The sequence below is a fragment of the Arthrobacter sp. MOO21 genome (assembly GCF_057369995.2).
Map to the genome: position 1 here is coordinate 3419840 of NZ_CM170671.2, position 21093 is coordinate 3440932.

At 65.8% G+C, this 21093-nt stretch carries 16 protein-coding genes and 2 tRNA genes; 8 read left to right on the plus strand and 10 right to left on the minus strand.

Going from position 1 to position 21093, the window contains the following annotated elements; all coding sequences use genetic code 11:
* The 5 genes from AC2JAJ_RS15885 to bcp form a co-directional block, all read right to left on the minus strand.
* Positions 1-1503, minus strand: coding sequence for a malate:quinone oxidoreductase (locus AC2JAJ_RS15885; protein ID WP_486415207.1), 1503 nt, complete (start codon positions 1501-1503; stop codon positions 1-3).
* Between the two features lie 79 nt (positions 1504-1582).
* Entirely contained in the window at positions 1583-3202 is a 1620-nt protein-coding gene (locus AC2JAJ_RS15890; protein WP_486416788.1) for an ABC transporter substrate-binding protein, read from the minus strand.
* A gap of 220 nt (positions 3203-3422) precedes the next feature.
* Positions 3423-4115 (minus strand): fasciclin domain-containing protein, encoded by a 693-nt coding sequence (locus tag AC2JAJ_RS15895; protein WP_221386833.1) that lies wholly within the window; start codon positions 4113-4115, stop codon positions 3423-3425.
* 234 nt (positions 4116-4349) lie between these two features.
* Positions 4350-4434: transfer RNA gene (locus AC2JAJ_RS15900), tRNA-Leu, on the minus strand.
* A gap of 96 nt (positions 4435-4530) precedes the next feature.
* Positions 4531-5004, minus strand: coding sequence for a thioredoxin-dependent thiol peroxidase (bcp, locus tag AC2JAJ_RS15905; protein ID WP_221386834.1), 474 nt, complete (start codon positions 5002-5004; stop codon positions 4531-4533).
* Between the two features lie 96 nt (positions 5005-5100).
* On the opposite strand from bcp, the gene AC2JAJ_RS15910 reads away from it, so the two are divergent.
* Complete coding sequence (locus AC2JAJ_RS15910) at positions 5101-5559, plus strand: MarR family winged helix-turn-helix transcriptional regulator (RefSeq protein WP_221386977.1); 459 nt, start codon at positions 5101-5103, stop codon at positions 5557-5559.
* A gap of 121 nt (positions 5560-5680) precedes the next feature.
* Here AC2JAJ_RS15910 and AC2JAJ_RS15915 read toward each other — a convergent pair whose 3' ends face one another.
* From AC2JAJ_RS15915 to AC2JAJ_RS15935, 5 genes are all read right to left on the minus strand, one after another.
* A complete protein-coding gene (locus AC2JAJ_RS15915) occupies positions 5681-6316 on the minus strand; it encodes a DUF4166 domain-containing protein (RefSeq protein WP_486415206.1) in 636 nt (211 codons plus the stop codon).
* A 70-nt stretch (positions 6317-6386) separates the two neighbouring features.
* The gene (locus AC2JAJ_RS15920) at positions 6387-7175 is read right to left on the minus strand and encodes an SRPBCC family protein (RefSeq protein WP_486415205.1); all 789 of its coding nucleotides are present in this window, start codon (positions 7173-7175) and stop codon (positions 6387-6389) included.
* A gap of 98 nt (positions 7176-7273) precedes the next feature.
* Positions 7274-7349, minus strand: a tRNA-Lys gene (locus AC2JAJ_RS15925).
* Between the two features lie 114 nt (positions 7350-7463).
* Positions 7464-8513: a PQQ-dependent sugar dehydrogenase gene (locus AC2JAJ_RS15930; protein ID WP_486416787.1), complete on the minus strand. Its 1050-nt coding sequence runs from the start codon at positions 8511-8513 to the stop codon at positions 7464-7466.
* 37 nt (positions 8514-8550) lie between these two features.
* Positions 8551-9723, minus strand: a complete 1173-nt coding sequence (locus AC2JAJ_RS15935; RefSeq protein ID WP_486415204.1) for a sunset domain-containing protein — start codon at positions 9721-9723, stop codon at positions 8551-8553.
* A 256-nt stretch (positions 9724-9979) separates the two neighbouring features.
* Here AC2JAJ_RS15935 and ilvD point away from each other — a divergent pair, with 256 nt between their 5' ends.
* The 7 genes from ilvD to AC2JAJ_RS15970 all read left to right on the plus strand — a co-directional run bounded on the left by ilvD (position 9980) and on the right by AC2JAJ_RS15970 (position 21092).
* A complete protein-coding gene (gene ilvD / locus AC2JAJ_RS15940) occupies positions 9980-11698 on the plus strand; it encodes a dihydroxy-acid dehydratase (protein ID WP_486415203.1) in 1719 nt (572 codons plus the stop codon).
* 373 nt (positions 11699-12071) lie between these two features.
* The gene (locus AC2JAJ_RS15945; RefSeq protein WP_473696979.1) at positions 12072-13979 is read left to right on the plus strand and encodes an acetolactate synthase large subunit; all 1908 of its coding nucleotides are present in this window, start codon (positions 12072-12074) and stop codon (positions 13977-13979) included.
* Between the two features lie 2 nt (positions 13980-13981).
* Positions 13982-14494 carry an acetolactate synthase small subunit gene (ilvN, locus tag AC2JAJ_RS15950; protein ID WP_043453275.1) on the plus strand — a complete coding sequence of 171 codons (513 nt, stop codon included), beginning with the start codon at positions 13982-13984 and terminating at the stop codon, positions 14492-14494.
* 89 nt (positions 14495-14583) lie between these two features.
* Complete coding sequence (gene ilvC, locus AC2JAJ_RS15955; protein ID WP_221386839.1) at positions 14584-15609, plus strand: ketol-acid reductoisomerase; 1026 nt, start codon at positions 14584-14586, stop codon at positions 15607-15609.
* A gap of 124 nt (positions 15610-15733) precedes the next feature.
* Positions 15734-17323 (plus strand): phosphoglycerate dehydrogenase, encoded by a 1590-nt coding sequence (serA, locus tag AC2JAJ_RS15960; protein WP_221386840.1) that lies wholly within the window; start codon positions 15734-15736, stop codon positions 17321-17323.
* 218 nt (positions 17324-17541) lie between these two features.
* Complete coding sequence (locus tag AC2JAJ_RS15965; RefSeq protein WP_221386841.1) at positions 17542-20340, plus strand: ABC transporter permease; 2799 nt, start codon at positions 17542-17544, stop codon at positions 20338-20340.
* Positions 20337-21092, plus strand: coding sequence for an ABC transporter ATP-binding protein (locus AC2JAJ_RS15970; protein WP_486415201.1), 756 nt, complete (start codon positions 20337-20339; stop codon positions 21090-21092). The genes AC2JAJ_RS15965 and AC2JAJ_RS15970 overlap by 4 nt, the downstream gene beginning before the upstream one ends.
* The last annotated feature ends 1 nt before the right edge of the window (position 21093 follow it).

Consider the following 21093-nt stretch of genomic DNA (forward strand, 5'->3'; position numbering starts at 1 on the left):
TCAGCGGCTGGCGGAAACGCTCTCCAGCTGGAGGGATTTGGCCGTGGCCCGTTCCAGCTCGGCGGCAAGCTCCGGGTTTTCGTCGAGCTTGACCCCGTAGCCGGGCATCATGTCCTTGAGCTTTGACTGCCAGCCCTTGAAGTTCTTGGGGAACGTCTTCTGCAGCAGTTCGATCATGATGGGGACAGCGGTGGAGGCCCCGGGGGACGCGCCCAGGAGCGCGCCGATGGAGCCGTCGCGGCCGGCAATCACTTCGGTTCCAAACTGAAGGATGCCGCCCTTTTGCGGATCTTTCTTGATGATCTGTACACGCTGGCCGGCGGTGATCAGTTCCCAGTCCCCGCTCTTGGCTTCCGGGTAGTACTCGCGCAGCGCCTCGACCTTCTGGTCGTGCTTCTTGACCACTTCCTTGACCAAGTAGGCGGTGAGGTCCATGTTGTCCTTGGCCACGGCCAGCATCGGGATGATGTTGCCCGGGCGGATGGACAGCGGAAGGTCCAGGTAGGAACCGTTCTTCAGGAAGTTGGTGGAGAAGCCGGCGTACGGTCCGAACAGCAGCGAGCGCTTCCCGTCGACGTAGCGGGTGTCCAGGTGCGGTACCGACATGGGGGGAGCGCCCACGGACGCCTGGCCGTAGACCTTGGCGCTGTGCTGGGCGGCGATGGTCTCGTCGGTGCAGCGGAAGAACTGCCCGGAGACGGGGAACCCGCCGTAGCCCTTGCTTTCCGGGATACCGGAGGCCTGGAGCAGGTGCAGTGCGCCGCCGCCGGCGCCGACGAAGACGAACTTGGCGTGGATCTTGCCGTGCTCGCCCGACTTGGGGTACTTCAGCGACAGGTCCCAGCCGCCGTCGGACGCCCGGGAGATTCCGGTGACGTCGTGGCCGTAGTTGATCTCGACGCCGTTGTTCCCGAGGTACGTGGTCAGCTCGCGGGTCAGGGCCCCGAAGTCGACGTCGGTGCCCTCGGCGGCGCGGGTGGCGGCGATGCGCTGCTTGGGGTCGCGGCCCTTGACGATCAGCGGCGCCCACTTGGCGATCTGTGCGTGGTCCTCGGAGTATTCCATGCTCCGGAAGAGGGTGTGGGGCTTCAGCGCCTCGTAGCGGGTCTTCAGGAACCGGGTGTGGTCTTCGCCGATGACAAAGCTCATGTGCGGGACGGTGTTGATGAAGCCCTTGGGGGAGCCGATCAGGTTTCGGTCCACCAGGTGGGACCAGAACTGGCGGGACAGCTGGAACTGTTCATTGATGAGCAGCGCCTTTGCCGGGTTGACTGAGCCGTCTTTGGCTGCAGGGGAGTAGTTGAGCTCGCAGAGCGCGGCATGGCCCGTGCCGGCGTTGTTCCAGGGGCCGGAGCTTTCAAGGCCGGGCTGGTCCAGCCGTTCGAACAGCGAGATGGTCCAGTCCGGCTCCAGCTGCTTGAGGAATGCCCCCAGCGTTGCGCTCATGATGCCGCCGCCAATCAGGACGACGTCGGCATGTGGGGTCTTGGAAATGAAGGTCACGATCAGTCTCCGATTGCAGCGGCTCTGGCTGTCACAGAATATCCCCGCCCTGCCCGCATACTGAAATTGGACCGGCCCGTCAAGGCTTTAGTTGGACCTTCGTGAAAACTTCATTTAAGACCGGTGACGCCGGGTAGCCCAGGACCCGGTCGGATAGGGCCAGCGCGGAGATGGGGAAGGCAATCGGCACGGCCGGTACCGTCGCTGCGATCTGGGCGTTGATGGTGTGATACTGCTCATCACGTTCCTTGCCCTCGGGCAAACCCCGGGCGCGGTTGATCTTGGAGAATACCTGGGGGTCCTGGTACCCGAACTCCCCGTTCTTCTCCCCGAAGAGCGGGCCAACGAAGTTGTCGGCGTCGGAGTAGGAGCCGTTCCAGCCCAGGATGTGAAGCGCATGGTCGCCGGGGGACTGGACCTTTTGGAGGTAGCCGTCCGACCAGTCCACCGGGACCGGCCGGATGTTGAAGCCCACCGCAGTCAGCTGCCGGCTGAGCTCGGCGTACACCTTCTCGGGCGTCGGCAGGTAGGGCCGGGTGACGTTGAGCGGATAGTAGAACTTGAGCTCTTCGCCGGCATAGCCGGCCTCCTTGAGGTAGGCCTTGGCCTTGGCCGGGTCGTGGCCGAGCTCCGGGGCATCGTTGTTGAAGCCGCTGATCTTTGGCGGGACGAACTGCGTGGCCTTGGCGGTGTTGTCGATGAAGAATTTCCGGATCAGGGTTTCCTTGTCGATGGCCAGTTCCACCGCCTGCCGGATTTTTTGGTTCTGCAGCACCGGCACGTCCTGGTTCATGCCCACGTACATCACCGAGAAGGGATCGCGCTGGACGATCTGCTTTCCGCGCTTGACGAGCTGGTCGAAATTCCCCACGGTCACCGAGTCATAGCCGTCGATCTTGCCGTCCAGCAGGGCCTGGAGGCGGGTTTGGGGATGGTTGTAGGCGAGGAAGTTGATGGTGGCGATTTGGCCGCGGTTCCCCCAATACGCCTTGTTGGTGGTCAGGGTGACGCTGTCCGTGCCCCAGGCGGACAGGGTGAAGGGGCCCGTCCCCACGGGGTTCGTGGCGAAGGCCGACAAGGGCTGGCCGCCGCGGTTCTGGTCCAGAACGTCGGCCTTGCCGGCGGCAAGGGCCGCGGGGGACGCAATGGCGAACGCCGGCAGGGTCAGTGCCTGGAGGAAGGCGGTGAACCGCTGCGTCAGGTCGATCTGCACGGTGTCGGCAGAGACAGCGGTGCAGCTTTTGAAGATCGACAGCCCGGGCTCGTCCGAGTGTGCCTTGAACACGCTCTTGAAGGAGCTGCCGGGGGCCTGCCGCCGCAGCTCAGCGGGGAAGGCGAACCAGCGGTTGAAGTTTGCACAGACGGCGTCGGCATTGAACGGGGTGCCGTCCTGGAACGAGATGCCGGTGCGGAGCTTGAAGGTGTAGGTCCTGCCCTCGTTGGACTCGTTCCATTCCGTGGCCAGCAGGGGTGTGGGCTTGCCGGTGGTCTGGTCAACGCCCACCAGCCCTTCGAGGATCTGCCGGGTGATGCGCTGGGACTCGACGTCGTTGGACAGGGCCGGGTCCAGGCCCAGGGGCTGGGCGGCGGTGCCGAAATTGAAGGTGGCGTCCGGCTCTGCTGCGGGGGTGGAGCTGGGGGATCCGGAGGTCGGCGATGGCGCTGGCGTGCCGGTGCAGGAGGTTACGCCCAGCGCCATGAGGACGGCTCCGGCCTTGATGACCGTCCGCCGCGATGTACTGCTGGACACTCGTCTACCACCCCTGGATCCCGGCGGCTCCGCCTCTTGCGGGCCGGGGTCCAGTCTAAAGGACGCGGATTGGGGCGGTCCCCAGGCTGGCGCGTGACGCGCCAAGGCCGGGTCCGCTGGCTGCCAGCGGACCCGGCCTGGTGTGGAGGCGGGGGTAAGGATTAAAGGATTACTTCGGCATCAGGACCGAGTCGATCAGGTAGACAGTTGCGTTCTTGGTCTTGACGCCGCCGCAGACCACGTTGGCGTTGTCCACCTTGAGGGAGTCTCCGCTGCCGGTCACGGTGACGGAGCCGCCCTGGACGGTGGCGTGCGTACCGGCGATCTTGTCCGGGGTGATCTGGCCGGGCACCACGTGGTAGGTCAGGATCTTGCTCAGCAGGGCGTCGTCCGTCTTGAGGGTTTCGATGGTGGCGGGATCGATCTTCTTGAAGGCGTCATCCACGGGCGCGAAGACCGTGAACTCGCCGCCGTTGAGCGTGTCCACCAGGTCCACCTTGGGGTTCAGCTTGCCGGAGACGGCCGCGGTCAGGGTGGTCAGGATGGGGTTGTTGGAGGCTGCGACGGCTACGGGATCCAGTGCCATGCCTTCCACCGATCCGGCGCCGGTGGGAACCTGCTGGGCGTAGGCTGCGCAGCCCGGGCCCACCAGGTTGGCTGCGGGATCCATCATGCCTGCCGACGCGCTGGCGGAGGCGCTGGCGGACGGCGACGCCATGCTGGAGCTGGGGGCCTGGGACATCGGCGCCGATGAAGCTGCCGACCCGGAGGTGCTGCCTGAACCACCGCAGGCGGTGAGGCTGAGCAGAGCGGCCGCTGCAACGCCTGCGACGGTGAAAGTGGTGCGCTTGATGGTCTGCATTTTCGGTTCTCCTTGGATGGTTTGCCTGCCGCCCGGACTTTATGTGCGGGCTGTGCAGTCTGCCTTTTCGGTAAGCACCAACCCTTGGCCGGTGTCTCACTGGCAATTCGGTTGGAGGACCGGGGCGGATGGGTGGACCCGGGAAGTTTTTCGGCGCGGCACGAAAAGTGCGCCCCCGCCGTCGACCTCTTTAACGCAAGGATCCCCCGGCCTGAGCCGGGGGATCCTTGATGTTGGTGCGCAAGGGGGGACTTGAACCCCCACGCCCGAAGGCACAGGAACCTAAATCCTGCGTGTCTGCCAATTTCACCACTCGCGCCAAGGCTTCCGTTCGTGAACGCAAAAGCGTACGACGGCGGATGCCAGGTTCCATTGTAGCGTCGCGTCCGCAGGGCGCGGGCAGGAGGGAAGCGGGTCAGGCGTCCAGCTGCAGGTCCCGGCGGAGTTTGGCGACGTGTCCGGTGGCCCTGACGTTGTACTGGGCCAGGGACACGTTGCCTGCCGGGTCCACCACAATGGTGGAGCGGATCAGGCCCTCGTAGGTCTTGCCGTAATTCTTCTTCTCGCCCCAGGCGCCGTAGGCCTCGGCCACCGCGTGGTCTGCGTCGGAGAGCAGGGGGAAGGTCAGCGATTCGTTGGCAGCGAACTTCGCGAGTTTCGCCACCGGGTCGGGGGAGATGCCCAGGACGTCGTAGCCGGACGCCTGCAGGGAAGCAAGGCTGTCGCGGAAATCGCACGCTTCCTTGGTGCAGCCGGGAGTGGAGGCGGCCGGGTAGAAGTAGACGATGGTGGAGCGGCCGGGCCGGGGGGCGAGGCTGACGTCCTTGCCGGTCGAATCCTGCAGCGTGAAAGCCGGTGCCTTGTCGCCGATAACGAGTCTTTCAGCCATTGTTTTTCTCCTTGTTGCAGGCGGGACACAACAGCCTAGTAAGCACCAGGGCCCAGTGCTAATCGGCATTTGGCTATACTTGCTGCTATGCCTGATATGGATCACTGGCCCACGGGGCGGCTCTTGTCCACTGCCGCCCGCCTCGTCGAACATTCCTGGAATGAAAAACTTGGCGCCATAGGCCTTACCCACGCCGGCGTCATAGCCATTGAAGTGCTGGATGCGCAGGGTCCCATGACCCAGGCCCAGCTTGCCCAGTACGTCCGCGTTCAGGCGCAGACCATGGGCAAGACCCTGAGCCGTCTGGAGTCCCATGGCCACATCGCCCGCGTCCGGAGCACCTCGGACCGCAGGAGCCACGTGGTGTCTCTCACCGAGCGGGGCAAGGAAGCCGTTGCGGCCGCCGTGGAGATGGAACGCTCGGTCCTGGCATCCGCATCCATTGATCCCGAGGTCCTGCGCCAGGAACTCCAGGCCGTGGTCCGCGAGCTGGCAAGCCAGTTCGCCACCACACCCAACAATGCCGGGGCCCTGATGGACAACGCGGCAAAATAAGCACACCGCAGCAGACTGCAGAAGTGGCCCTGGTCCCGGGAGGACCGGGGCCACTTTTCTGCGCCGGGCCGTCTTGTCCCCCACATCAAAGGCACTGTGACGCTTTTCCTCACCCCGGCTCCTACTCCCGGCTTTCCTCCCTTACCGGCTTGAGATGCACGGGAAAGGGCGCGCCTGCTGCAAGATCAGGGAAGGTGCAGGTGAATTCGCCCCGGTATCCGAACAGGAACCCCAGCAGCGGATTCCTTACCTGCATCTGGATGGTGAAGACCCCGCGTTCGTCGTCGAAGCTCTCGTGAAGCTCTGCGGTGCCCGTGAGCACTGAGGGTACCGTGAACGCCACTAAGCCCTCATAGAAGCGCTGGGCCGTCGATTGGAGGTGCAGGGATCCGTCGCCGAGGACCTCCACCTTGAGGTCAGTCGCCAAGTGCTGGTGTGTTCCGAGGTAGTCCACGATGCAGTTCCGTTGCCGGCTGTAGACCATGGTGGCGTCGAAGCGCCTGGACTTCCCCAAGCGGGCCAGTTCAAGCGTCCTGACGAAGGTAACGGTGGGCCTGTCGTAAGCGTCTGTGTAAGGGTAGTTTTCGATGGTGAACGGGATGTCCCGGCCCTGGTCCGGGAAGAGGATGTTGCGATAGGCCCCCAGGTGAAGGAAAGGAACAGTCCACCAGGCGCCGCGGCGTACCTCTGAAAAGACTCCACGGCCGACGCAGGCATGGCTGCGGTCAACGTCTATGCCGAAGCGCTGCTGCAACATCGGATGCAATTTCTGGAAATCCTCGCCCAGAGCCAATTCAAAGATTGAAGGCATGTTCCGGTCTCCGCGTTCAGGCTTGCTGCTCGACACGGGCGGCAGGGGAGGGCAGCCCGTCCAAAGCGGATGGGGCACGTCCGGCTCGGGCATCCGATGGCTGCCGGCTGCAGCGCGACGCCCTGGGGACCGTCCAGTGCGAAGGGAGGAATACGGACGCCAGCAGGCCCGCGCCCAGGACGAAGGTGCGGCCGGACCCTTTGCCTGCCAGGGCATGGACGAGGACGTGCCCCGCGCCCAGCACAGCGCCTGCTCTTCCGGCGGCATCCAGGATCCACCTGTTGCGCGAGTCCCGGGGGTCGACGTGCGATTCCGCCCAGAGACGCAGGCGGTCGAAGCTTAGGGCCGTGGCCCAACCCAGCGCGGGTCTTAACACCGCAGCGTCAAGGGCCTCTCCGACCCGCCCCATGCCGGGGCGGTAGTTATAACCCGTGACGAACCGGAGGCCTTCTTCTGCCGGGATATAGCGCCAGTAGCCGGATCCTGCGCCGATGGGAGACAAAACGTCGGCGGTATCGAACTTGAGGACCGAGGTCGCCTGGCCGTCGTCGCGGCACCGATGCCCCAGCGATGTCCCGGTTCCCCGGATCGTGTGGAACGGCAACCGGAACTCATAGCGGAAATGAACAGGATCGTGCCCGTCGCCGGCATCCGGGACAATGCGGGAGAAACGGAGGTCCCAGCGCGGATGCAGTGCCGGGTCCTGGCTGAGCATCCACACCCGGTCCATGGAGGCCCGAATGCCGATTTCCACGTAGATCGGCTTCCGCCGTCCCCGCGCCGTCCCTGCGAGTTCTTCCCCCATTCGAGAATCATATGCGGGACGGGCCGCAGCAGTTTGAACAACCTAAAACAAAACAGCCCCCGGTCCGCGTTTCCGCGGGCCAGAGGCTGTTTTCCGAGTGGTGCACCCCCCGGGACTTGAACCCGGAACCCATTGATTAAGAGTCAATTGCTCTGCCAATTGAGCTAGAGGTGCATCTTCTTTGCGTTCATCTCCGGGCTTTTTCTTTCCCGTTGATCTCCGCAACGACATGAAACTCTACACGAACTTTTGGTGCAAGTGAAATCGGCTCGTACAGCGGGCTCCCCATCACTCGAACAGCCGCAAAACCAGCACGAAATCAGGGTTTTCGTTGTTGGTCAGGAGCCAAAGGCGTCCGGTGGGGGCCCGGATTACGTCCCTGATCCGCCCATACTCGCCTGTGAAATAGGCCACAGGATTGCCCGCCTCCGTCCCGGCCAACGGGACGGCCCACAGGCGCTGGCCCCGGAGCGCTCCCAGGTAGGCCGTGTCCCCGACTATTTCCAGGCCGCTCGGCGATGACTCGCCCGTAGCGGGCCAGACCACCTTGGCATCCTGGAACTCCGCGCGGTGCGGAGCGCCCGTGACTGCCGGCCACCCGTAATTGGCCCCTGGTTGGATCAGGTTCAGCTCATCATTGACATCCGGCCCGAACTCGCTCGCCCACAGCCTTCCGGAACGGTCCCAGGCCAGCCCCTGCACGTTGCGGTGGCCGAGGCTGTACACGGCATTGCCAAACGGGTTGCCCGGCGCCGGGCGGCCGTCGGCGGTGAGCCGGAGAATCTTGCCGCCCAAGGCGCTCGGGTCCTGGGCTTGTTCCCGGCGCTGGGCATCGCCGGTTCCAACGTAGAGGAATCCGTCGGGGCCAAAACGGATCCTGCCGCCGTTGTGGGTTCCGGCTTTTGGAATTCCGGTGAAGACAGCCTCGGGCTCACCCAGCCTGAAGGAACCGCTGCCGTTGTCCTCGACAACCAGCCGCACCACCCTGTTGTCGTCCTTGGCTGTCAGGTAGGCGTAAAGGTAGCGGTCGGCGGCGAACTGCGGGGAGGGCGCCAGGCCAAGCAGGCCTCCCTCCCCGCCGGGCACGACGCCTGGAACCTTGCCGAGGTCCGTGGCTTTTCCGTCGCGGACCGCCTTAAGCTGGGCACTGTCCCGCTCAGAAATAATGCCCGTGCCGTCGGGCAGGAAGACCGCGGCCCAGGGGATATCCAGTTGCAGGTCCAGCCGTTCCGCCACCTGCAGCTCCGGAGCGGTGCCTGGAGCCGTCCCCCCGCTTCCCGTTGGCGCGGGCGCGGGGCTTCCGGTGCATGCCGCCAGGAACAAAACCAGGCAGGCAATCGTCCAGGAGCGGGTCGCCGGGCGGGCGCCTGGGCCGCTAGAGGCGCTTCCGGCGCGGCGCCCGGAAGCCGGCGGCCTCGGCGTGCGCGGCAGACTCAAACCACACCTCTGCCCGGGTCTGCTCATAGTCGGGGTGTCCTTCTTCGTAGTACACCATGGCGCCGGCGTCGCCCTTCACGGTGAATTCGGCAGGCCCGCTTCCATCGGGGCCCGGCGCGGCCGAGCCTGCGCCGTAGGGTTCGTCGGCGGCCAGATGCCCCGCGGGTTCGGCAAGTGCTGCGCCCTGCCCGGCCGGGACACTGGCATGATGGTCGGCCCCGTTTTCAACGACGGCCGAAGACTGCGCACGGTCGAGCGTCTCCGCCGTGGCGGCATCACCGGAGGCACCTTCGGCACTGGAAGGAGCAGGTCCCGACGGTGCAGTGGTGGGGGGAGTAGCGGTGGACGGGGCGGCGGTGGACGGGGCGGCGGTGGCGCCGGCACTGGTCGCCGCCGTGCCTGCCGGCTCCTGCTGTACCGGAGTGCCCGCTTCCTGTACGGCACCCAGTGGTGTCCCGGCGTCGTCCGTTTCTTCCACGGCGGCAGTTTCCGCACCCGGCAGGGTGGGGGCATGCGGCCCCGTGTACTCGTCATGGTGGACCGGCGGCGCGGCCGGGGATTCTGCTTCGCCGGCAGGGTGCGCAGGCGCCGACGGCGCTGGCGCTGGCGCCGATGCCGGCTCCGGTGTGTCCGCAGCTACCGGGTGCAATGCGGCGCCGGTGCCAGTTGCGGAGGATCCAGCACGGGGTGCTGGAGAAGCAGCTTCGGACCACTGGGTTTCCCATTCGGCCTCGTCCTGGCGCCGGCGTTCCTCATGCGTTGCCTCGCCAGTGCTTGCCTCGCCAGTGCCGGTCTCGCCCGTGCCGGCGTTACCTGGCGCAGCCTGCGGCACACCGGCGCCGGCAGACGGGGAAGCCGGGCCGGCTGCGTCCACCGGTTCTTCCGCCGCTGCAGGTGCGGCGGGTTCAGCTGGTTTGCCGAACCCGGCAGCGGAGGGAATTCCGGAGGTCCCGGCTGCCTCTGCGGACGCCGCAGCGCTTCCGCCCCCCAGGGCGCCGTCGGCACGCGACTGCCCGGGGCCAGGCGGGTTGCCGGCCTTGTTGCGGTTCAGCAGCCACCAGACGACGACGGCGATGACGACGAGAAGAATGATCCAGAAGACAATGTCCATGGCAAGCCCTTCGGTTACGGATGGGTTGATGTCCTGCCCCGACGCTACGTCGGGTCACCACCTCTGTCCAGAGACGCGGGCGCGGGGAAGGGCGAGGAGAAGGCGCAGGTGAGAGGCTTGCACAGCCCTGAAGCGAGGCGCCCGATCTCAGAATATGAGACGGAAGTCCACTATCTGGCGGAGAAATCCCGGCATTTGTCAGAAAAGGGGAGCTGATGGTCGTTTCGCCGCGGTGCCGCGCCCTAGACTTTCCCCTATGAGCGACGCCCGGACCGAGACTGTGAGCAAGCCCGACATCAAGCCCCGCAGCCGGGTGGTGACCGATGGCATCCACGCAGCCCCTGCGCGCGGCATGTTCCGGGCCGTCGGCATGGGCGACGACGACTTCGCCAAGCCGCAGATCGGCGTCGCGAGCTCGTGGAACGAAATCACCCCCTGCAACCTTTCCCTTAACCGTCTGGCCCAGGGCGCCAAGGAAGGCGTCCACGCCGGCGGCGGGTTCCCAATGCAGTTCGGCACCATCTCCGTCTCGGACGGTATTTCCATGGGCCACGAAGGCATGCATTTCTCCCTGGTTTCCCGCGAAGTCATCGCCGACTCCGTCGAGACCGTCATGCAGGCCGAGCGGATCGACGGCTCGGTCCTGCTGGCCGGTTGCGACAAATCCCTGCCGGGCATGCTCATGGCCGCAGCCCGCCTGGACCTCGCCAGCGTCTTCCTCTACGCCGGCTCCATCATGCCCGGCTGGGTCAAGCTCGAGGATGGCTCGGAAAAGGAAGTCACCCTCATCGACGCCTTCGAGGCCGTGGGTGCCTGCGCCGCCGGCAAGATGAGCATGGAGGACCTCACCCGCATTGAAAAGGCGATCTGCCCGGGCGAAGGAGCCTGCGGCGGCATGTATACCGCCAACACCATGGCCTGCATCGGCGAGGCGCTGGGCATGTCACTGCCCGGGTCCGCCGCCCCGCCCTCGGCGGACCGCCGTCGTGACGAATTTGCCCGCAAGTCCGGCGAGGCGGTGGTCAACCTGCTCCGCCTGGGCATCACCGCCCGCGACATCATGACCAAGAAAGCGTTCGAGAACGCCATCGCCGTCACCATGGCGTTCGGTGGCTCCACCAACGCCGTGCTGCACTTGCTGGCCATCGCGCGTGAGGCCGGAGTTGAGCTTACCCTCGACGACTTCAACCGCATTGGCGACAAGATCCCGCACCTGGGCGACCTCAAGCCCTTCGGCCGCTACGTCATGACCGACGTCGACAGGATCGGCGGCGTGCCGGTCATCATGAAGGCACTGCTCGACGCCGGCCTGCTGCACGGCGACTGCCTCACCGTCACTGGCAAGACGGTTGCGGAAAACCTTGCGGCCATCAATCCGCCCGACGTCGACGGCAAGATCCTGCGTGCACTGGACAACCCGATCCACAAGACCGGCGGCATCACCATCCTGCACGGTTCCATGGCTCCGGAGGGAGCCGTGGTCAAGAGTGCCGGGTTCGATGCCGACGTCTTCGAGGGCTCGGCCCGCGTCTTCGAACGTGAGCAGGGTGCCCTGGATGCACTCGACAACGGTGAGATCAAGGCCGGCGACGTCGTCGTCATCCGCTACGAAGGCCCCAAGGGCGGGCCCGGCATGCGCGAAATGCTCGCCATTACTGGCGCCATCAAGGGTGCGGGCCTGGGCAAGGACGTCCTGCTCCTCACCGACGGCCGGTTCTCCGGCGGCACTACCGGCCTGTGCATCGGCCACGTTGCCCCGGAAGCGGTCGACGGCGGCCCCATCGCCTTCGTGAAGGACGGGGACAGGATCCGGGTGGACATCGCCGCCCGCACCTTCGACCTGCTGGTGGACGACGCCGAGCTTGAGGCACGCAAGGTGGGCTGGCAGCCGCTGCCTGCCAGGTACACCAAGGGAGTGCTCGCCAAATACGCCAAGCTGGTGCACAGCGCGAGCCAGGGAGCCTGGACCGGCTGATATTGAGTCGCCTGGGAGGGCCGTCCCGGGACCTTGCCCACTTTAGGCGGCAGGGCTTAATAAGGGGTGACCCGAGGGGCCCCGGGCTGAGGGCGCTCGCGCCGGAAGTTTGGGGTAGGGTCATTCCGTGGACAGTGTGGTCCACATGGTGAGATAGGGTTGTTGCTCGTTGACACTCATCTTGCCAAGAGGGAAGACTGAACGCATGACTTTCGTTACCGTCGGCACCGTCGTCGTCCTTACCAAGCGCGTGGCATAACAGCCCCCTGGTAACGAACCGTCACGCGCGAACCCCTCACAGAGCTACCAGGCTGAGGGGTTTTTTTATTTCCCGCAGTCCCATAACCAGAGAAGATCCACAAGGAAGAGTCCGATGAGCAAAGGATCGCCCATCAGCCCCTCGCTGATGGCCACCAAGTCCCCTGGAGCCCCCAAGGCTCCGGAACGTGCCGACCGGACGGCTGACCATGCCGCCGTCGTCGCCGATCTTGCTGCCGTCTCTCCTGTCCTTGGGCCGAACAACGTCGTACCCCCGACGGTGATGACCGGCTCGCAAGCGATCGTCCGCTCGCTCGAAGAACTCGGCGTCGACGACATTTTCGGTTTGCCCGGTGGCGCGATCCTGCCCACCTACGACCCCTTGATGGCCTCCACCATGAATCACGTGCTGGTCCGTCACGAACAGGGAGCCGGCCACGCCGCGCAAGGCTACGCCATGGTAACGGGGAAGGTGGGCGTCTGCATCGCCACCTCCGGCCCCGGTGCCACCAACCTCGTTACCGCGATCATGGATGCACATATGGACTCCGTGCCGATGGTGGCCATCACCGGCCAGGTGTCCAGCGGCGTCATCGGCACCGACGCGTTCCAGGAAGCCGACATCGTGGGCATTACGATGCCCATCACCAAGCACTCCTTCCTGGTGACCGACCCCAACGATATCCCGCACGTGATGGCCGAGGCCTTCCACCTGGCCTCCACCGGCCGCCCTGGCCCCGTCCTGGTGGACGTCGCCAAGGACGCCCAGGTGGGCCAGATGACCTTCTCCTGGCCGCCGAAAATCGACCTGCCCGGCTACCGGCCGGTCACCCGCGGCCACAACAAGCAGGTGCGGGAGGCCGCCAAGCTCATTGCCGCTTCCACCAAACCCGTCCTGTACGTGGGCGGCGGTGTGGTGAAGGCGCACGCCTCGGCAGAGCTGTTCGCCCTCGCCGAGGCTACCGGCGCTCCCGTGGTGACCACCCTGATGGCCAAGGGCGCTTTCCCGGATTCGCACCCGCAGCACGTGGGCATGCCCGGCATGCACGGCAGCGTCTCCGCTGTCACCGCCCTGCAGCAGTCCGACCTGCTGATCACCCTCGGTGCCCGCTTCGACGACCGCGTCACCGGCGTACTGAAGACCTTCGCACCCAACGCCAAGGTCATCCACGCGGACATCGATCCTGCCGAAATTTCCAAGAACCGTACCGCTGATGTGCCCATCGTCGGGTCCGTCAAGGAGATCATCCCGGAGCTGACCGAGGCCGTGCGCAGCCAGTTCGAGGCTTCCGGCACTCCGGATCTCACCACGTGGTGGGCATTCCTTAACAACCTCAAGGAAACCTACCCGCTGGGCTGGACGGAACCGGACGACGGCCTCATCGCACCCCAGAAGGTCATCAAGCGGATCGGTGAGCTGACGGGGCCCGAAGGCGTCTACGTGGCGGGCGTGGGCCAGCACCAGATGTGGGCTGCGCAGTTCATCAAGTACGAGCGCCCGCACGCCTGGCTGAATTCCGGCGGCGCCGGCACCATGGGCTACGCCGTTCCGGCGGCCATGGGCGCCAAGGTGGGCGAGCCGGACCGCGTGGTCTGGGCCATCGACGGCGACGGCTGCTTCCAGATGACCAACCAGGAACTGGCTACCTGCGCCATCAACAACATCCCCATCAAGGTTGCCGTCATCAACAACTCGTCGCTGGGCATGGTGCGGCAGTGGCAGACCCTCTTCTACGAGGGCCGCTACTCCAACACCGACCTCAACACCGGCCACGACACCGTCCGCATCCCGGACTTCGTCAAGCTGGGGGAGGCCTACGGCTGCGCCTCGTTCCGCGTTGAACGCGAAGAAGACATCGACGCCACCATCCAGAAGGCCCTCGAAATCAACGACCGCCCCGTGGTCATCGACTTCGTGGTGAGCCCCAACTCCATGGTGTGGCCGATGGTGCCCGCCGGCGTGAGCAACGACCAGATCCAGGTTGCCCGCAACATGACCCCGGAATGGGAAGAGGAAGACTGACCATGAGCCGCCACACACTTTCCGTTCTGGTTGAAGACAAGCCCGGCGTCCTGACCCGTGTTGCGAGCCTCTTTGCCCGCCGCGCCTTCAACATCAATTCCCTGGCCGTTGGCCCCACCGAAGTGCCGGGTGTTTCCCGCATGACGGTGGTTGTCGACGCCGATGGCGACCTCATCGAGCAGGTCACCAAGCAGCTCAACAAGCTGGTCAACGTGATCAAGATCGTTGAGCTCACCCCCGAATCTTCCGTACAGCGCGACCACATCCTGGTCAAAGTACGTGCGGATGCCGCGACACGTCTGCAGGTGACCCAGGCCGCAGACCTGTTCCGTGCCTCAGTAGTCGACGTCTCCACCGATTCGGTCGTCATTGAAGCCACCGGCCACCCCGAAAAGCTCACAGCCCTGCTCTCAGTGCTGGAGCCGTTCGGCATCCGCGAAATCGTGCAGTCCGGCACCCTGGCCGTTGGACGGGGATCCCGCTCCATGAGTGACCGGGCGCTCCGCTCCGCCTAGGACACGCACGTGCCCTGGCGGGACTTGGCGCCCGTAACCGCAGCACCGCAAGACCACTATCTGGAAACCACTCAAGAGGAGTTACGCAAGTGACTGAAATGTTCTACGACGACGACGCAGACCTGGCGATCATCCAGGGCCGCAAGGTAGCCATCGTTGGCTACGGCTCCCAGGGCCACGCCCACGCGCTGAACCTGCGCGATTCCGGCGTCGAGGTCGTCATCGCCCTGCAGGAAGGCTCCAAGTCCAGGGCCAAGGCCGAGGACGCGGGCTTCACCGTCAAGAACGTCGCCGACGCCGCCGAATGGGCCGACGTCATCATGATCCTGGCGCCGGACCAGCACCAGCGTTCGATCTTCAACGACTCCATCAAGGACAAGCTGACCCCGGGGAAGGCCCTCGCCTTCGCGCACGGCTTCAACATCCGCTTCGGCTACATCCAGGCACCGGAGGGCGTTGACGTCATCCTGGTTGCCCCGAAGGCTCCGGGCCACACCGTCCGCCGCGAATTCGAAGCCGGCCGCGGCATCCCGGACATCATCGCCGTCGAGCAGGACGCCTCCGGATCCGCCTGGGAACTGGCCAAGTCCTACGCCAAGGCCATCGGCGGCACCCGCGCCGGCGTCATCAAGACCACCTTCACGGAAGAGACCGAAACCGACCTGTTCGGCGAGCAGGCTGTCCTCTGCGGCGGCGTGTCCCAGCTGATCCAGTACGGCTTCGAAACCCTGACCGAGGCCGGCTACCAGCCGCAGATCGCCTACTTCGAGGTGCTGCACGAGCTCAAGCTCATCGTCGACCTCATGTGGGAGGGCGGCATCGCCAAGCAGCGCTGGAGCGTCTCCGACACCGCCGAATACGGTGACTACGTCTCCGGTCCGCGCGTCATCACCCCCGAGGTGAAGGAAAACATGAAGGCCGTCCTGGCCGACATCCAGTCCGGCGCATTCGCCAAGCGCTTCATCGAGGACCAGGACAACGGCGCCGTGGAGTTCAAGGAGCTGCGCGCCAAGGCCGAGCAGCACCCCATCGAGGCTGTCGGCCGCGAGCTGCGCTCCCTGTTCTCCTGGCAGCAGCAGGACGTTGACTACGTGGAAGGCTCCGCAGCCCGCTAAGGCCGCAGGCCCAACCGCATAGCGTGCCACGGTGAGGCCGGGTTCACACTTAACAATGTGAGCCCGGCCTTTCCGTCGGCCTAGACTTGTTCCATCCCCAGGACTGCAACGCAGAGGATCAGCCGTGTCAAAACCCGTAGTACTGCTCGCCGAAGAACTTTCCCCCGCCACCGTCGAGGCCCTCGGCCCGGACTTTGAAATCCGCCAGACCGACGGCGCCGACCGTTCCCAGCTGCTCTCGGCGATCAGTGACGTAGACGCCATCCTGGTCCGCTCCGCCACCCAGGTTGACGCCGAAGCCATCGCCGCCGCCAAGAACCTGAAGGTGATCGCGCGTGCCGGCGTCGGGCTGGACAATGTGGACATCAAGGCCGCCACCCAGGCCGGCGTGATGGTAGTCAACGCGCCCACGTCCAACATCGTCTCGGCGGCTGAGCTCACCGTGGGGCACATCCTCAGCCTTGCCCGCCACATCCCGCAGGCCAGCGCCGCCCTCAAGGACGGCGAATGGAAGCGCTCCAAGTACACGGGCATCGAACTGTTCGAGAAGAAGATCGGCATCATTGGCCTGGGCAGGATCGGCGCCCTCGTGGCAGCCCGCCTCAAGGGCTTCGACACGAAGATCCTCGCCTACGACCCCTACATCACCTCCGCCCGCGCCGCGCAGCTCGGCGTGCAGCTGGTCACCCTGGACGATCTCCTGGCCCAGTCCGACTTCATCACGATCCACATGCCCAAGACACCGGAAACCGTGGGCATGCTGGGCGCGGACGCCTTCAAGAAGATGAAGAGCACCGCCTACGTCGTCAACGTCGCCCGCGGCGGCCTGGTGGACGAGGAAGCCCTCTTTACCGCCCTGCAGGACGGCGAAATCGCCGGCGCCGGCGTGGACGTCTTCGCCAAGGAGCCCAGCACGGACCTCCCGTTCTTCAAGCTCGACAACGTCGTGGTCACCCCGCACCTGGGCGCCTCCACTGACGAAGCGCAGGAAAAGGCCGGCGTTTCCGTCGCCAAGTCGGTACGCCTGGCCCTCGCGGGCGAGCTGGTGCCCGACGCCGTCAACGTGGCCGGCGGCGTCATCGCCCCCGACGTCCGCCCGGGCATCCCGCTGATCGAAAAGCTGGGCCGCATCTTCACCGCGCTGACCCACGCGTCGCTGACCCAGTTCGACGTCGAGGTGGCCGGTGAAATCTCCTCCCTGGACGTCAAGGTCCTGGAACTGGCGGCGCTGAAGGGTATCTTCGCCGACGTCGTGACCGAGCAGGTCTCCTACGTCAACGCCCCCGTCATCGCCGAACAGCGCGGGATCAACGTCCGGCTCATCACCACGCCCGAGACGGAGTCCTACCGCAACGTGCTGACCCTGCGGGGCGCCCTGAGCGACGGCAGCCAGATCTCCGTGGCCGGTACCCTGACCGGTCCCAAGCAGATCGAAAAACTCGTGGGGATCAACGGCTTCGAAGTCGAGATCCCGATCAGCGAACACCTGGTGGTGGTTGCCTACACCGACCGTCCCGGCGTCATCGGAACCATCGGCCACATCCTGGGCATGAACAACATCAACATCGCCGGCATGCAGGTTGCCCGCTCCAACGAGGGCGGCCAGGTCCTCGCCCTGCTGACTATCGACAGCTCCGTTCCCCAGCAGGTGCTGGACGCTATCAAGGCCGGAATCGGCGCCGAGATGGTCCGGGAAGTGGACCTCGAGGACTAGTCCCGACACCCGCGGCGGAAACACCGCGGCGGCTCCTTCGCCCGGCGTGTCCGGGCGGAAATACATAAGATTGGCCGGTCTGCTTACAATGGCATGGTCCTGATTCAGGACCGTAGCCGGCAGACCGGCCAATACCTTTTGCACATCCGTCCGTCATTGACCACGTCTGCCCGGGCGGATGGAAGTGTGCGCACGCAATCCAGGTTTCAGGGAGTTCCATGAACGCCGTCCAGAGGTTCATCAGAAGCAGGGTGCTGCTGTTGACCGCGGCCATCTTGATCGCAGCCATGTGCTTGTCGGTCCTCGTCCAAAGCCAGTCACAGGCCGCACTCAACCGGACGGTTGATGAAAACTCGAGGGGGCTCTACGACATCCTGGTCCAGGCCAAGGCGCCGTCCGGGGCCCTCCTGCAGCCGGAGATCGCCAACGGCGCCGGTGGCATCGGCTTCGACCAGCTGGACTCCATCAGGAAGCTGTCCGGCACATCCGTGGCGGCGCCCATCAGCCTCGTCTCAAGGGTCACGCAGAACCTGGAGACACCGCGCCTCGACGCCATGGACTACCTCGGCTACAACGCCGGGCTCGCCGGCACCGCCACTGCGGACCAGGCCGCGGGCGCCACGGCTCCGGACAAGTGGCCGGCCGCCGAATCCGTCCTCAGCGATAAGGCCAAGAAGTACCGGCTGACCGCCAGTGCCGTGAGCTCGGACGGCAACTCGGAGCAGACCCTGTTCAAGACCAGCGCCGAGGGAACCCTGGGCAAGGCCCGCCTCGTCGAGGAGAAGACGCAGGGCGGCAGCAGCATCCGCATCGCCCCGCCCGCGGGGGAGACCGGCATTAAGTTCCCCGCCCCCGCCGGCGGTTCTGAACACAATCTCTTCAATCTCTCCGTCGCCCTGCCGCTCGCACCCGAAGTCACCGAGTCGGTAGTGGCCGTGGACCCCGCCGCCGAGCGCGCGCTGCTGGGTTCGGCCGGCGACTTCCTGGCCCCGCTGGAAAAGGCGCCGCCCGCCGATGCCCGGGACGCCGGTGCGGTGGGCCGGTACCTGGAAGGGCTGTTCACCAGCGGCATCAGCATGGACCAGCTGAAGGAGGGCCCTGACTTCCTGGGCGTCAAGCTCAAGTACTGGGCCCCCCTGATGACCCAGTACCAGCAGGCCAAGCGCACAGGACAGCTGACCACGGGTTCCCAGGCCGTTCCGCTGATCGTGCGCTCCGGCACGTCCCTGGACCTCAAGTACAACGTCAAGATCGAAGAGATTGACGACGCCGGCAAGGTAGTCAAGGACGTCGGTACCGTTTCGAAATCGCTGGGCAAGGATTACCTGCCTTTCGTGTCCAAGGACCCCTTCGCGCTGTCCTGGCCCGGTTCCACCGACCACACCTCGCTGCTGGGCAGCAACGGGAACTTCAACCAGGGGCTGTACACGCCCGCCAAGTGGAGCACCAACTTCGCCGGCGCACCCAAGTACACGGAGGGCGACACCGCGTCCAACGGCGCCGTTGACAAGACCGCAGTCCCCGGTGAGTGGGTCACGGTCAACCGGCTCCCGGAGAAGGCTGCCAACGGCGCACCCGTCGACCAGACCCAGCGCGAGCCGGTGGATGAGCGTTCCTACCGGGACAACCTGTCCACGGGCCAGCAGCAGGCGGCAACGCCGATGCCCATGGTCTACGGCACGTTCGATCCGGCCACGGTGGCTGCCGCGTCCGGCGACGTCAACAAGCTTCCCCTGGGCGGCTACGACCCCACCCCGTTCACCCTGGTCAAGGACGCCGCAGGCAAGGACGTTCCCGGGGCGGAACTGAAGCCGTCCTTGAGCGCCACCGGGCTGGCAGGCCAGTCTGCCGGCGCCATCACCGACTACTACGGACTGGCGGCCGCCCGCGGCTACAAGCAGAACGCCGCAGTCATCGACGCCGTGCGCGTCCGCGCCAAGGCGCCGGGCAGCTGGAAGGACGCCCAGCCGGAGGTGGAAAAGCTTGCTTCCGAGATCCGCGACATGGGCCTGGACGCCACGGTGGTGGCCGGTTCTGCCCGTGAGGACACCAGCATCTTCGTACCCGGTTACTCCAAGGATGGAGCGGGCAAGGAATCGGCGCTGGGCACCGTCCAGCAGTCCTGGGTCCGGCAGAACGCCGCCGACGCCGTGACCGGAGCGCTGTCCGGCACCAACGTCACCCTCCTCTTCCTGACTCTCTGCGGGGCTGCCCTGCTGACCGGGGCGTCAACGGTCAGCTACATCCGCAAGCGCCGCAGTGAGGCGGGAACCCTGCGCGCCATGGGCTGGACCCAGCGGCGGATCCGGAGCTGGGTGCTGGAGGAATTCGGCGTCGGAGCCGTGCTGCTCGCCGCCGTCGGCATCGTGCTGGGCCTGGTGAGCTGGAGCCTGGCCACAGCGCTGGTGTGCGCCGCCGTCCTGGCCCTGTACGTGGGTGCGGCGCTGTTCGCCGCGCAGCAGCTCCGCCACCGCGATGAGATCGACCAGGAGCCGCAGCACGACGAGCGGCTCATCCCGGTCGATTCCCCGCTGACCTTTGCCAACCGGCAGCTGAGCACCAACAAGTTCAACACCTTGTCCCTTGCCATCGCCGTTGGTGTCTTCGGAGCCGCGGTGGGCGGGCTGATCGCACTGCTGATCGACATCCCGCGCGCCGCGGGTGCCAGCGCGCTGAGCGGGCTGGCCGCGGCCAGCGTCACCCTGCCGAGCATCCTGCTGGCACTGGCAGGCGTAGCCGTGGGCCTTGTCCTCACCCTGGTCACCGGGCGCTTTGAGCTCAACGCCAAGCGCCAGTACTTGGGCATCCTCCAGGCAATGGGCTGGAACCCTGACATGCTGCGGCAGGTCCGGTTGTTCGAGAATGCGCTGGTGGGAACCGTGGCCCTGCCGCTGGGCGTGCTGGGCGCCCTCGGCATCGGCCTGCTGCTGGCCCCCTACGCGGCCCTCTGGGCTGCCGTGGCCGGGCTGGTGGCTGTACTTTGCTGGATACCGATTGCAACGAAAGTGGTCCAATGACAAACCCGACGAACCTCCAGCGGAGCCGCAGGGGCGGCTCCAACGAGGTCCCCCTGCAGACCCGGGCCAACACCATCGTCAAGTCCGCGGACCATGCCACCCCGTTGGAAATGCGCGACATCACCATCCGCTACGGCGGCGGTAAGGGCGGTGCCGAGGCCGTGAGCGTGGTCGAAGGCTTCGATCTGACCCTGCATGCCGGCGAGATGCACTGCGTCGCCGGCCGGAGCGGCTCCGGCAAGACGAGCATCCTGACCGTCGGCGCGGGACTCACCCTGCCGACCTCGGGCCGCGTCTTCTGGGAAGGCGATTCCCTCGAAAGCATGGGCGACGACGAAATCGCCGACCGCCGTCGTGCCCTGATCGGTTACGTGGACCAGGGCGGTGCCCTGATCGGCGGCATGAGCGCGCTTGAAAACGTCCTGCTGCCCGCCGTCCCCGACGGTGAGGTGGAGCAGCGGCGGGACATGGCCAAGGACCTGCTGGACCTGGTGGGCCTGGGCCGCCGCATGCGGCACCGTCCCGCGCAGCTCTCCGGCGGTGAACGGCAGCGCGTGGCCATCGCGCGCGCCCTGATCCTGGGGACCCGGGTCCTCGTGGTGGATGAACCCACCGCCAGCCTGGACCGTGCTTCGGCAAACCGCATCATCAGCATCCTGAAGGACACCACGTCGGACGGTATCGCCGTCCTGGTCGCCTCGCACGACCACGAACTGGTCCGTCTGAGCGATACGCTGACAGAACTGATCTAGC

Bases quoted from the DNA above. Each gene is read 5' to 3' on its own strand.
- AC2JAJ_RS15890 (WP_486416788.1), bottom strand. From the start codon at position 3,202: ATGGCGCTGGGCGTAACCTCCTGCACCGGCACGCCAGCGCCATCGCCG.
- AC2JAJ_RS15895 (WP_221386833.1), bottom strand. From the start codon at position 4,115: ATGCAGACCATCAAGCGCACCACTTTCACCGTCGCAGGCGTTGCAGCG.
- bcp (WP_221386834.1), bottom strand. From the start codon at position 5,004: ATGGCTGAAAGACTCGTTATCGGCGACAAGGCACCGGCTTTCACGCTG.
- AC2JAJ_RS15910 (WP_221386977.1), top strand. From the start codon at position 5,101: ATGGATCACTGGCCCACGGGGCGGCTCTTGTCCACTGCCGCCCGCCTC.
- AC2JAJ_RS15915 (WP_486415206.1), bottom strand. From the start codon at position 6,316: ATGTTGCAGCAGCGCTTCGGCATAGACGTTGACCGCAGCCATGCCTGC.
- AC2JAJ_RS15920 (WP_486415205.1), bottom strand. From the start codon at position 7,175: ATGGGGGAAGAACTCGCAGGGACGGCGCGGGGACGGCGGAAGCCGATC.
- AC2JAJ_RS15935 (WP_486415204.1), bottom strand. From the start codon at position 9,723: ATGGACATTGTCTTCTGGATCATTCTTCTCGTCGTCATCGCCGTCGTC.
- ilvD (WP_486415203.1), top strand. From the start codon at position 9,980: ATGAGCGACGCCCGGACCGAGACTGTGAGCAAGCCCGACATCAAGCCC.
- AC2JAJ_RS15945 (WP_473696979.1), top strand. From the start codon at position 12,072: ATGAGCAAAGGATCGCCCATCAGCCCCTCGCTGATGGCCACCAAGTCC.
- ilvN (WP_043453275.1), top strand. From the start codon at position 13,982: ATGAGCCGCCACACACTTTCCGTTCTGGTTGAAGACAAGCCCGGCGTC.
- AC2JAJ_RS15965 (WP_221386841.1), top strand. From the start codon at position 17,542: ATGAACGCCGTCCAGAGGTTCATCAGAAGCAGGGTGCTGCTGTTGACC.
- AC2JAJ_RS15970 (WP_486415201.1), top strand. From the start codon at position 20,337: ATGACAAACCCGACGAACCTCCAGCGGAGCCGCAGGGGCGGCTCCAAC.